This is a genomic window from Bacillus sp. EB01 (genome assembly GCF_000613125.1).
Classification (GTDB): Bacteria; Bacillota; Bacilli; order Bacillales; family Cytobacillaceae; genus Bacillus_D.
In genome coordinates, this window is sequence record NZ_HG964497.1 from 5,084,203 (window position 1) to 5,096,258 (window position 12,056).

Sequence of the window (12,056 nt, forward strand, 5' to 3'; positions counted from 1 at the left end):
TCCTTTTATTAGGGATGAGTGGAGTTTTTTATTTTGGCTCTGTTTGTATTCATTTTTGATTAACGTAGAGGTGGAGAATTTATTAGAGGGAGAATTTACCGCTATTGTATGCAGGGGGATCCTAAGAAGCAGAAATAAGGGGAGATATTTCCCTTAACCTCTCAAAAGAAGGCAAAATCCCTGCGTTTTAATTAAATAAGCGGAAAAACTCCCCTTATTAATAGGGAAATATGAATATTTACCGATTTAAAGGTAATTTCTCCCTTTATTTTTCAAACAGAGTGGAATCACCATCAGAGCTATTTTTAATCAGCTTTTTATAAGGAGGAATCAAAATGGATCAAAATGAAATTAGCATGCCGACGAAGTACGATCCGCAATCAATTGAGCAAGGTCGTTACGAGTGGTGGGTGAAGGGCAAGTTTTTCGAGGCGAAGGATGATGAAACCAAGAAGCCATACACAGTGGTTATTCCGCCGCCAAACGTTACCGGTAAGCTTCACCTTGGTCATGCATGGGATACAACCCTTCAGGATATCATCACCAGGATGAAGAGGATGCAGGGCTATGATACACTATGGCTTCCTGGAATGGACCATGCCGGAATTGCGACGCAGGCAAAGGTTGAGCAAAAACTTCGCAGCGAAGGGAAATCACGCTATGACCTTGGCCGTGAGAAGTTTGTTGAAGAAACGTGGAGATGGAAGGAAGAGTACGCCGGCCACATCCGCGAGCAATGGGCAAAGCTTGGGCTTGGCCTTGATTACAGCCGTGAGCGGTTCACTCTTGATGAAGGGCTTTCCGATGCTGTTAAAAAAGTATTCGTTGCTCTTTATGAAAAAGGCCTAATTTACCGCGGTGAATATATTATTAACTGGGACCCCGCTACAAAAACTGCCCTTTCAGATATTGAAGTTATCCACAAGGATGTCCAGGGCGCGTTTTATCATATGAGGTATCCTTTGGCTGATGGCTCCGGCCACATTGAAATCGCGACGACTCGTCCGGAGACAATGCTTGGCGATACTGCGGTAGCTGTTCACCCTGAAGATGACCGCTACAAGCATCTCATCGGCAAAACGGTTATCCTGCCAATCACTGGCCGGGAGATTCCAATTGTCGGTGATGATTATGTTGATATGGAATTTGGCTCAGGTGCTGTTAAAATTACGCCGGCACACGACCCGAACGACTTTGAAATTGGCAACAGGCATAACCTTGAGCGTATCCTTGTTATGAACGAAGACGGATCGATGAATGCACGCGCAGGTAAATATCAGGGCATGGACCGCTTCGAATGCCGCAAGCAGATTGTCAAAGACCTTCAAGAGCAGGGTGTATTGTTCAAAATTGAAGATCACCTTCACTCGGTAGGCCATTCCGAGCGGAGCGATGCTGTTGTCGAGCCTTACCTGTCAACACAATGGTTCGTTAAAATGCAGCCGCTAGCTGACGAAGCCATCGCACTTCAGCAAAAGGAAAACAAAGTAAACTTTGTTCCTGACCGCTTTGAAAATAACTATTTGCGCTGGATGGAGAATACCCGTGACTGGTGTATTTCACGTCAGCTTTGGTGGGGCCACCGAATTCCTGCTTGGTACCATAATGAAACTGGTGAGCTCTATGTTGGTGAAAATCCACCAGCAGATTCAGAAAACTGGACACAGGACAAGGACGTTCTTGATACATGGTTCAGCTCAGCTCTATGGCCATTCTCGACAATGGGCTGGCCTGATACGGAAGCGGCGGACTACAAGCGTTACTTCCCAACCGATGTGCTTGTTACCGGCTATGACATCATTGGCTTCTGGGTATCAAGGATGATTTTCCAAAGCCTTGAATTCACCGGAGAGCGCCCATTCAAGGATGTTCTTATCCACGGTCTCGTTCGCGATGCGGAAGGCCGCAAGATGAGTAAATCGCTTGGAAACGGTGTTGACCCGATGGATGTAATCGCCCAGTATGGTGCCGATTCACTCCGTTACTTCCTTTCAACCGGAAGCTCGCCTGGCCAGGACCTTCGCTACAGCACGGAAAAGGTTGAGGCAACCTGGAACTTTGCGAATAAGATTTGGAATGCGTCGCGCTTTGCATTGATGAACATGGCAGAGCTGACTTACGCTGAGATTGACTTCAGCGGTGAAAAATCGACTGCCGATAAGTGGATTCTGACTAGGCTGAATGAAACAATTGAAACTGTTACCCGCCTGTCAGAGCGCTATGAATTTGGTGAAGTCGGCCGTGCGCTGTACAACTTCATCTGGGATGATTTCTGTGACTGGTATATTGAAATGGCAAAGCTTCCTCTTTATGGGGAAGACGAGGCTGCCAAGAAGACAACCCGCTCAATTTTGGCATACGTTCTTGATAACACAATGAGGCTGATGCATCCTTTCATGCCGTTCATCACAGAAGAAATTTGGCAGCACCTGCCGCACAATGGCGAGTCAATTACGACTGCCGAATGGCCAAAGGCAAACCCTGAACTGACAGATGAAGCCGCGGCTGAAGAAATGAAGCTGCTCGTTGAAATCATCCGCTCGGTCCGCAACATCAGGGCCGAAGTGAACACACCTTTAAGCAAAAAAATCAAAATGCTTGTTAAAGCGAAGGACGACAGCTATCTGGCTATGGTTGACAAGAACCGCGCCTACATTGAGCGTTTTTGTAATCCTGAAGAGCTGCAGATTGGCACCGAGCTCGCAACTCCTGACAAGGCAATGACAGCGGTAATTACCGGTGTTGAAATCATCCTCCCGCTTGAAGGACTGATCAACATCGAGGAAGAAATCGCCCGTCTTGAAAAAGAAAAGGCCCGTCTTGATAAAGAAGTTGAACGTGTTCAGAAGAAGCTTGGCAACGAAGGCTTTGTTAAAAAAGCTCCTGCTCACGTGATTGAAGAAGAGCGCGCCAAAGAAGCTGATTACTCCGAGAAGAGGGCAATCGTAGAAGCTCGGATCAAGGAGCTTCGCGGGTAATAAGACTTAAATAGACAATCTGAAGACGGATTCCGTAGCGGAATTCGTCTTCGGTATGTTTGCAAATGGAGGCATTACTATGTTTCAAACCTATAATGAAGCACTCGAATGGGTCCATGGGAGACTGAGGCTGGGCATGAAACCAGGCCTATCAAGAATGGAATGGATGATGGAAAGGCTAGGCAATCCAGAGAATAAGGTGAAATCAATCCATGTCGGCGGTACGAATGGAAAAGGCTCAACTGTTACGTTTCTCCGGTCGATTTACGAGGCAGCGGGATATACTGTCGGCACCTTTACATCACCATACATTGAGACCTTTAACGAGCGGATTAGCGTTAATGGACAGCCGGTATCGGACGAAATAATCCTCCAACTGGCAAACAGGATTAAGCCGCTGGCTGATGAGCTTGACCAATCAGAACTTGGCGGGCCGACCGAATTTGAAATCATCACGGCAATGGCATTTGTCTATTTTGGCGAGACCGAGGGAATTGATCTTGCCATTTTTGAAGTCGGGCTTGGAGGCAGGTTCGATTCGACAAATATCCTGAAACCAATGGTTTCAATTATTACAAATATTGGCCTGGACCATGTTGCGATTCTTGGAAATACATACGAGGAAATAGCTTTTGAAAAAGCTGGAATTATTAAAGAGGGCATTCCTACTATTACAGGAACCCTTCAATCGGATGCCCTTAAGGTCTTGGAAGAACAAGCTGAAACCAAGGACTCCAGCTTATTTAGACTTGGTAATGAGATTATGATTAGTGGCCATGGCAGGGCAAAGCGTGGTGAACGGTTCACAGTCTCAAGTCCATTTGGAAAGCTAGATGACCTGGAAATTACTATGATTGGTGAGCATCAAACTGCCAACACCGCACTCGCTGTAACTGCTGTCGGATATTTAAATGAACAGGGTATGGTAAAGGCAAACGAGCAGGCAATCAGGCAAGGCTTGAAGGATGCCTTTTGGCCGGGGAGGCTGGAGATTGTCTCAGAGAATCCGTTCATTATCCTTGACGGTGCCCATAATACCGAAGGAGTTCAAGCACTTGTCGAGGAGCTGTCATCCCGTTTCAGAAAGGAACAAATCCGTATTGTCTTTGCTGCGCTGAAAGATAAGCCGCTCGACAGTATGATTGCCCAGCTGGAAGAGGTCTCATCAACCCTTACTTTTGTATCATTTGACTTCCCGCGTGCGGCAACTGCGAATGAACTATTTAAAATAGGAACCAAATCTACTAACTCGGCAGTAGATGATTGGAAGAGTGTAATTTTTCATGAAAAGCAAAAACTTCATGGTAATGATGTACTGGTCATTACTGGTTCGCTTTATTTTATATCTGAGATTCGCCAATATTTAGGAAAATATATTTTGTAATTCAAACTTATTATTGTGACAAGCTTCTTAAAGTTTGATAAAATGATTTTAAAAAATTGTGATTATTTGTTAAAAAGGGGGGGATGGAATTGAGCGTAAATTCAAAGGTTAAAAAAGCTATATTCTTGTTATGGCTGTTGCTCGTTCCTCCCGGTCTTGTACTTACATACACTTTTTTTCCACCTCAGGCCGATATAAACATACTTGATATTATCGGATTTCTTGCACTTGCTTCCATAGTTGCCTCTATGCCGATGATCATTAATGGTACACCCGTCTTCTTAATCCAATGGGTATCCATCGCTGTTTTTCTTCGCTATGGCCTTTTCGTTGAGATGATAACAGTACAGGTTTCCGTACTTGTTCTTCTTTTAAAACTTAAGCTTCCAAAAGAAGGCCTATTCAGACTGCCCCTTAACTCGTTAATGTTTTTTATAGTATCACTGTGCAGCGGTCTCGTTTACGTTAGTATGGGAGGAAAAATCGAACCAAACTTTGATGATGGCGGAAATCCAATTTGGATAGCTCTGGCATATGCATTCTTTTATTATGTACTTCACCAACTGATTATTATGTTTTTCCAAAGAGTTGTATATAAATCCAAGGAGTCTTATTTTGGTAAAGATTTCGTCTGGGAATCGATAACCACGATGATTACATTCCCGCTTGGATTTGTGCTTTATAAGCTTCATTTAGATATGGAATCGTCTGCGCTAATACTAATGGGCGGTCCATTTGCTAGCGTCGCGCTGCTCCTGAGGGCTTTTTCCAGAACACAAGTTATCAACGAATACCTTCAGAAGGCCGCTGAAATTGGCCACCAGCTTGCCGAGCAAAGCAAGGTAAATGAAGTAACCGACCTTTTCTTACAAAAGCTTTCAGGCATGCTCCCGATTGATTATGCATTTGTCATCGAAGTTCAGGAAAATGACCAGCTTGTGATGGTAAGAAGAATCGAGAATGGGACTGTCCTTCCGAATCGCCAATTTGCAATGAAGAAAAATCAGGGAATCAGCGGCACCGTTTGGGGAACAGGAAAGCCGGTCCTTTTTGGAACTAAAAAGGAATGGTCCCATATTGTTAGTTCCCATGTTCCGGATGACGCGGAAAGCATACTTGGAGTGCCCATGATGAAAAATGGCAAAACAATGGGCATCCTTGTGTTAGCATCAAGACGAAAGCGCGCCTATGAAAAGTCGCTCCTTATAATTGTCGATATCCTTTGCTCGCACTATGCCATAGCTGTCGAAAATGCCCGCCATTATGAACAGGCCAAAGAGGAAAGTGAGCGTTGTTCCCTTACCAGGCTTCATAACTATCGGTATTTTGAAAGGGTACTTAACAGGGAATTTAATCTGCTTTTACAGCACAGTCGTGAACGTTTAGCTTTGATTATTTTGGACATAGATCATTTTAAATCGGTTAATGATACATATGGACACCAAAGCGGAAATGAAGTATTAAGGGAATTAGCGTCCCGAATCGAAAGGATTGTTGGGGAAGCCGGAACTGTCGCTCGCTATGGCGGGGAGGAATTTGTCATACTCCTGCCAGAGGCAACTACCAAGGAGGCGTACAATCTAGCAGAACTTATCCGACAGTCAATTGCAAGCTGGCCGTTTATCCTGACAGAAAACATCGAGGGCGAGAAGCTTTCAATAAAGATCACTGCATCGTTTGGGATTGCATCTGCCCCTAATGACGCAGATGATGCACTGGCACTTCTCCGGCATGCCGACCGTGCCCTTTATGTTGGGGCAAAGAGGGCTGGCAGGAATAGGGTTGCGGCGTATGTGAAATAAAGGGCTTTTATAAAGCAAAAAGGCTAAAGCGGATTTTGTCCGCCTTTAGCCTTTTTCAGTATGTTACTTTTATTCCTTCATTTGGATTAAAAAACCATTCGCTTGTGTCTGGCTTTGCACAAGTATTTCTAGGGATAGGATAGGAAATAAGCTTAGCCTTTGTTGAATCCAGCAAGTATGTTTTTCCAGTGATACATATTTTATAGGCGTTTCCAATTACCGTTATTTCTTTTTCGAAAATTGCATCTCCATTAATTTGTATGGCTGCAGAACCCTGGAGTTCCAAGTCTTTAAAATATGCCTCTCCATTTACTGTTAATATCCGATTCCCTTGGATTGTTACTTTTCCTTTAAAGTAAGTAGAGTTGTTATTTGTTTTAAATTTCGGTGGTTTATTTAAGAGTTCTACTGGATAGTTCTCAATAATTTTGTAATGAGAAGGGACAGGAGTTAGTTCACCGACTCTGCTTTTTGTTGTACTTTTCTTAATAGTAAAGAACCCCGTTAAAGGCAATTTTTCATTGTTCGTTTCTCCCATACTTTCAAACTTTATTATCAACTCATTTAGTTTTTCAGGATTTGGAGTAAGGGATTTAAATGTTATTTGAAAATTATTATTGGGTGTATCAACATTTACTTGAGCATTATTTGTTTGTAAGAGGGTTGTTAATTCACTTTTGAAGATTTGATCCAAATAATCATCACGTTGTTGTTGAGTAGGTGTTTTTCCAGAAAAGTTTTGCTGAGTTTTAGTTGCTGCTGTGCTTTTAGCAGTATTAACGTGTTTTTCTACAACTTTTTGATAATATGTTACTCCCATTTCTGCTAAGTCCGTAGCTTTGTTAATGTTATCTGTTTTATTTAGCTGGGCTCTAGTTGATAATGCCAAACCACTTAGAGAAAGAGCAAAGATCATTGTTAAGGTAGCTATTATCATAACTATTAACAAGGCATAGCCTCTTTCACTTTTCATACATTTCCCCCTTAATATTGTTTAATAATAGTTTCAATTTCGTAGGTTTGATTTTGATGATTTTCTACCTTTAAGTAAATATAAAGCGGATCAGCGGTGTTGATCTTCTTTTCTCCAGAAAAGCTTGCACCATCAATTTCCACATATACAGTCATCGTGTCAGGCTGTAATGGAACGAGAGTGGCAGATGACTTTCCAATGAATCCCTTTTTGAGTAATGGATCATATTTTAGTACATATGTTTCAGACTTATCAGCTTCAACAGTGTGCAGTTCTTGTTTATGATGGTAATTGTTTATAGTTGCTAAGATTAAGTTCGCTTCCCGATTTAGATTTCCTTTTTCGGAGATGGTGTCATAGTTTTTATTTGTACCAATTAAAACCCCATATAATAATCCGGATACCACTAGAATTAGTGATAAAGCTGCTAACAGTTCAATTAAGGTTACCCCTCTATCATTTTTCATGGCTCACCTTCGAATATAAGTATATGTTTCCGATTTATCATTACTATCAGCTGGATTTTGAACAATAACCTTAAACATGATTAGATTCTCGGTAGTACTATTAATGGTAAACGAACTATTATCCATCAAAGCACTAATAGTATAGTCGCTAGCTATTGGTTCACCTAAATATTGTTCAAGCTCCAATTTAGTTAAAGACTTTGGTTTATTTAAAACGATTCCATTGGCATCAATTAAATTTAAAACAATTAAATCTTGTTTCTCTATATTAATTTCAATCATATTTACAATTCTTTGTGCTGTCTGCATCGTATCTAGCTTTTGCTCATTTTTTTTATTAAAGATCGCCGACTGGGTAAAAAAGCCCAGGAAGGAAGTCATTATTATCGTTAATAGGACAATTGATAAGAGAACTTCTAATAACGTAAATCCCTCTTGATTTAAGGAATTTTTGTTCACTCTGGCCTTCACCCTCTTTTTTAATTAGTAAGTTTATTATACAATAATCTGGAAGTGGAAAATGTCATATTTTATATATTTCAGTGGTATTTTGCAAACATTTGAAAAATCTAGCAGTATATTTTAGGGGAAAAGGGGATTTTTATGGAAGTATTTGTTTTTGGTATAGGGTCGCTCGTATTGCTCATCCCCATTTTATACCTGCTCCCGCTCGGATTAACGGCGAAAGGAAAGGTTGTTACTGCACTAATTGCCTCGTTTTTGGCCATTGTAACCGCTCTTGGAGACGGGATATTTGAACTATGGCAAATGGCCCTTTTGCTGTTTTTGTTTTCTGGATTAATTGCTTATGTCATGAATGGAAAGCTAGGAGACTTTCTTTATACTAAAAAAGTACAAGTGGAAGGATGGAATCCACAGATACAAAAAGAAACTACTGATGACCATCACCGTTTGCCTGAACTAGACGAGGTAGTTTTTAAGGATAAGAGGGAGGATGTCTTAATCGCTGCTAAGATTCCTCAGGTGGGAGAAGATTTGCAAATATCAATAGATGAAAATGACCTCTATCAAATTTCTTACCTATCAGAAATTGCTGTTTCGAGCATGGATAATGAGGTTGAAGTCTCCTTTCTTGATGATATTGGGTTCGATATAAGTACGGAAGCTTCTCCGGTAGAACCATCTGTTATCATCTCTGAGGAAAAACCAGGTTCTGTTGATGAAACCCTCCCGATGCTGGAATTCGATATTGTTGATCCGAATCAATCTAAAGAAGTGCAGGGATCTATGATAGAAGTCGAAGAGGAATACTTATCCGCTGTACTTGAGGTTGCCGCTGGAATAAAGCAGGCTGAAACATAATAGTGAAATACTTGGGTACCCAATAGGAAGGGGTTTTTTCCTTTGAAAAAAAACCAGCAATTTGTAAAACTTTTTATCGTCATGTTCCTTTGTTCTGCTTATGTATTTGGGTTTTCCAATTATGGAGCTAAAGCCTTCGGTTCACTTTTCGCTGGTGGCGAAGGATACCTGCCGGGAACTGCAGTTGGAACAATTAACCTTGAAGGGAAATCCCCAAAAGAAGCATTAGATTTGCTAAAGGCTGGCCTGGCAGAGTGGCAGGCAAATACTGAGTATAAATTAGTTTACAAAGAAAAAATGATAGAGTTGGATAAAGAACAGTTCTCTTTTGATTTTGAAGGAACCGTTACATCACTAGTCAATGGCCGGCAAAATGCACTGATTGCCAGTGTAGACGAATCGGTAATTCTAGAATGGATTACTATGATTTCTCCCCAGCTTATAGGCAAGGAAATCAACCTTAATGACCTTCATGCAAAACTTGTAGAACCGGCATCGTCTTTACAGTCTGGGGAAGTGGTTATAAAGCTTGCTGAATTTATTGTTGGAGAAATTCAGAAAACTGAAGTCATTTCTACAGGTACTGTAAACGTCAAAGAGGTTTCCCACGAACTCGAAATGGCTGTTGAAGCTTTTCAAGGAATTACAATTCAAGCAGGTTCAGAATTTTCATTCCTTCGTTATATAGAAAATGAGAAGTTGGAGAGCCTTTCACCCAACGCGCTCAGTATGATGGCATCTGCAGTGTACATAGCGGTGCTCGGAACTAATTTTGACCTAATTGAACGAAATATTAGTAAAGAACTCCCGGAATATAGCGATCTCGGTTCGGAAGCACGAGTTGAGCCGGAGCGGGGAATTGATTTCTCTTTTTATAACCCAAATGAGACTGAATTCAAATTGGATTTTGAATTTGCTGGAGACAGGCTTAATGCAACCATAACTGGAACGCCATTCCTTTTTGAATATAAGGCTGTTTCAGAAGGAAAAGAGGCATTTAAGCCAAAAACGATTATTCAAAACAGTCCTCTTTTAACAACTGGCCAGGTAACGATTGAAGAAGAAGGTAAAGAAGGAAAAATCATTACCATTTACCGAGAAGTGTACAGCAATGGAACACTGATTGACACAGTTGCAATCTCCGAGGATTATTATCCTCCTGTACCTAGGGTAGAGATTAGGGCGCTGACTGCAGTTCAGACAAATCCCGTTAGCCCAAAGCCTGATGGGACGACAGATCCAGCTCCTGGAACAAACCCGGTTGAAGGGAATCCCGTTACAGTTACGCCTCCACCTTCAGAAGGGGCAAGTGATCCTGCTGTCTCTGACCCATCAACATTGCCAGTTGAAGTTGATGATGGTGATACTCCGATTGAGGAGCCTAGTGAAAGTGGCGATGATGGCGGTCTTTGGGGCAAGCCAAACGAGCAACCTAAATAAACAATAAGCAGGGATGTTGAATGAGACAAGCACGAAAACGACTCGGAGATCTGCTTACCGAAGCAGGAATTATTTCAGAAGAACAACTTCAGGCTGCTTTAAAGGATAAAGCACCGAAACAAAGGCTTGGAGAAGCATTGGTGCAGCGTGGATATATTACTGAACATCAGCTAATTGAAGTGCTGGAGTTCCAGTTGGGTATTCCCCATATCAGCCTTTTTAACTATCCATTTGATAAAAATCTCTTTAGTCTTGTTCCAAAGGAGCTAGCAAGAAGGCATTTAATCATACCTCTTAAAAAAGATGGGGACAAACTCTTTATCGCAATGTCGGACCCGATGGACTTTTTAGCCATTGATGATCTTAGGTTAATGACTGGTTTTCATATTGAAACAGCTATTGCCACGAAGGATGACATTCTTCGGTCTATCAATAAATATTACAATACGGATGAAGGTCTTGAAGAACTTCTTGGCGAGCTTCCGACCAGGGATGGAACCGCCAGTGATGATGTTACTGACCTTGATTCACCAATCGTCAGGCTTGTAAACCAGATTCTAATCAATGCCGCTGTTCAACGAGCCAGTGATATCCATATCGACCCGCATGAAACAAAAGTAGTGATTCGTTACCGGATAGATGGAGTATTACGGGTGGAGAGAACTCTCCCAAAAAACATGCAAAACATTCTTGCTGCAAGAATCAAGATTATGTCCAATCTCGATATTACTGAATACCGGATCCCTCAGGATGGGCGGATAAAGCTGAATATTGATTTTCATCCTATTGATTTACGGGTTTCCACGCTTCCAACTGTTTATGGGGAGAAAATTGTCCTCCGGCTTCTTGATATGGGAAGCGCCTTGAATGATTTGGCCAAGCTTGGTTTCAATCAGCTTAATCACAAACGATTCATCGAGATGATAGAGCGGCCTACTGGGATTGTATTAATAACCGGGCCGACCGGGTCGGGTAAATCTTCAACACTATATGCTGCTCTAAACAAGCTGAACAGTGAAGCCGTTAATATAATTACAGTTGAGGATCCGGTCGAGTACCAGCTTGAAGGAATTAATCAAATCCAGGTAAACCAGAATGTCGGGATGACATTTGCAGCCGGTTTGCGCTCTATTCTTCGCCAAGACCCAAACATTATAATGGTTGGGGAAATCAGGGATAAAGAAACAGCCGATATTGCTGTCCGTGCTTCCTTGACAGGACATCTTGTTCTAAGCACCCTTCATACGAATGATGCGTTAGGTACGGTTTCAAGGCTGATTGATATGGGTGTAGAGCCCTTCATGGTTGCTGCATCATTGAGCGGGATAGTAGCACAGCGCCTTGTAAGGAAGGTTTGCCGAGATTGTGCGGAGATGGTCGAACCGTCGAAACGGGAACTTGAGATTTTCACGAAACGCGGGATCAGAATTGAAAAGGTTCCGCGTGGAATAGGGTGCTCATCCTGTAATATGACCGGCTATAAGGGGCGTATTGCACTGCACGAGGTTCTTCCAATTAATGACGACATGAAACGCCTGATAATGGACGGGGAATCAATCCAGCGCCTCAAGGAAATTGCCATAAAAAATAAAACAATTTTTCTAATAGATGATGGCCTGCTAAAAATAAAACAAGGATTGACAACAACTGAGGAAGTACTTAGAGTGGCGATCCTGGAGTAGGAGATCA

At 42.0% G+C, this 12,056-nt stretch carries 9 protein-coding genes and 1 other annotated feature (1 of these 10 running past the window's edge); of the genes, 6 read left to right on the forward strand and 3 right to left on the reverse strand.

Features of this window, described 5'->3' with window-relative positions:
- Nucleotides 1–8: a binding site (T-box leader), on the forward strand; it begins 226 nt to the left of the window's first position.
- Between the two features lie 327 nt (nt 9–335).
- From TY16_RS23965 to TY16_RS23975, 3 genes are all read left to right on the forward strand, one after another.
- Nucleotides 336–2,978 (forward strand): valine--tRNA ligase, encoded by a 2,643-nt coding sequence (locus TY16_RS23965; protein WP_043934220.1) that lies wholly within the window; start codon nt 336–338, stop codon nt 2,976–2,978.
- A 79-nt stretch (nt 2,979–3,057) separates the two neighbouring features.
- Nucleotides 3,058–4,362: a bifunctional folylpolyglutamate synthase/dihydrofolate synthase gene (locus TY16_RS23970; RefSeq protein ID WP_043934221.1), complete on the forward strand. Its 1,305-nt coding sequence runs from the start codon at nt 3,058–3,060 to the stop codon at nt 4,360–4,362.
- 83 nt (nt 4,363–4,445) lie between these two features.
- Complete coding sequence (locus tag TY16_RS23975; protein WP_081773093.1) at nt 4,446–6,164, forward strand: sensor domain-containing diguanylate cyclase; 1,719 nt, start codon at nt 4,446–4,448, stop codon at nt 6,162–6,164.
- Between the two features lie 55 nt (nt 6,165–6,219).
- Here the strand turns inward: TY16_RS23975 and TY16_RS23980 are convergent, their stop codons facing one another.
- From TY16_RS23980 to TY16_RS23990, 3 genes are read right to left on the reverse strand one after another with little or no spacing between them, the layout of a single operon-like run.
- Nucleotides 6,220–7,137 (reverse strand): hypothetical protein, encoded by a 918-nt coding sequence (locus TY16_RS23980; RefSeq protein WP_043934222.1) that lies wholly within the window; start codon nt 7,135–7,137, stop codon nt 6,220–6,222.
- A gap of 11 nt (nt 7,138–7,148) precedes the next feature.
- Nucleotides 7,149–7,604 carry a PilW family protein gene (locus tag TY16_RS23985; protein WP_043934223.1) on the reverse strand — a complete coding sequence of 152 codons (456 nt, stop codon included), beginning with the start codon at nt 7,602–7,604 and terminating at the stop codon, nt 7,149–7,151.
- 3 nt (nt 7,605–7,607) lie between these two features.
- A complete protein-coding gene (locus tag TY16_RS23990) occupies nt 7,608–8,063 on the reverse strand; it encodes a PulJ/GspJ family protein (protein WP_043934224.1) in 456 nt (151 codons plus the stop codon).
- A 144-nt stretch (nt 8,064–8,207) separates the two neighbouring features.
- On the opposite strand from TY16_RS23990, the gene TY16_RS23995 reads away from it, so the two are divergent.
- From TY16_RS23995 to TY16_RS24005, 3 genes are read left to right on the forward strand one after another with little or no spacing between them, the layout of a single operon-like run.
- Nucleotides 8,208–8,927, forward strand: a complete 720-nt coding sequence (locus TY16_RS23995; protein WP_043934225.1) for a hypothetical protein — start codon at nt 8,208–8,210, stop codon at nt 8,925–8,927.
- A gap of 42 nt (nt 8,928–8,969) precedes the next feature.
- On the forward strand, nt 8,970–10,367 hold the full coding sequence (locus TY16_RS24000; RefSeq protein WP_043934226.1) for a G5 domain-containing protein: 1,398 nt from the start codon (nt 8,970–8,972) through the stop codon (nt 10,365–10,367).
- A gap of 20 nt (nt 10,368–10,387) precedes the next feature.
- Nucleotides 10,388–12,049 (forward strand): GspE/PulE family protein, encoded by a 1,662-nt coding sequence (locus TY16_RS24005; RefSeq protein ID WP_043934227.1) that lies wholly within the window; start codon nt 10,388–10,390, stop codon nt 12,047–12,049.
- Nucleotides 12,050–12,056: the final 7 nt, after the last annotated feature.

Excerpts from the sequence above, each read along its gene's own strand:
- TY16_RS23965 (WP_043934220.1), top strand. The coding sequence starts at position 336 with ATGGATCAAAATGAAATTAGCATGCCGACGAAGTACGATCCGCAATCA.
- TY16_RS23970 (WP_043934221.1), top strand. The coding sequence starts at position 3,058 with ATGTTTCAAACCTATAATGAAGCACTCGAATGGGTCCATGGGAGACTG.
- TY16_RS23975 (WP_081773093.1), top strand. The coding sequence starts at position 4,446 with ATGGAATTGAGCGTAAATTCAAAGGTTAAAAAAGCTATATTCTTGTTA.
- TY16_RS23980 (WP_043934222.1), bottom strand. The coding sequence starts at position 7,137 with ATGAAAAGTGAAAGAGGCTATGCCTTGTTAATAGTTATGATAATAGCT.
- TY16_RS23985 (WP_043934223.1), bottom strand. The coding sequence starts at position 7,604 with ATGAAAAATGATAGAGGGGTAACCTTAATTGAACTGTTAGCAGCTTTA.
- TY16_RS23995 (WP_043934225.1), top strand. The coding sequence starts at position 8,208 with ATGGAAGTATTTGTTTTTGGTATAGGGTCGCTCGTATTGCTCATCCCC.
- TY16_RS24005 (WP_043934227.1), top strand. The coding sequence starts at position 10,388 with ATGAGACAAGCACGAAAACGACTCGGAGATCTGCTTACCGAAGCAGGA.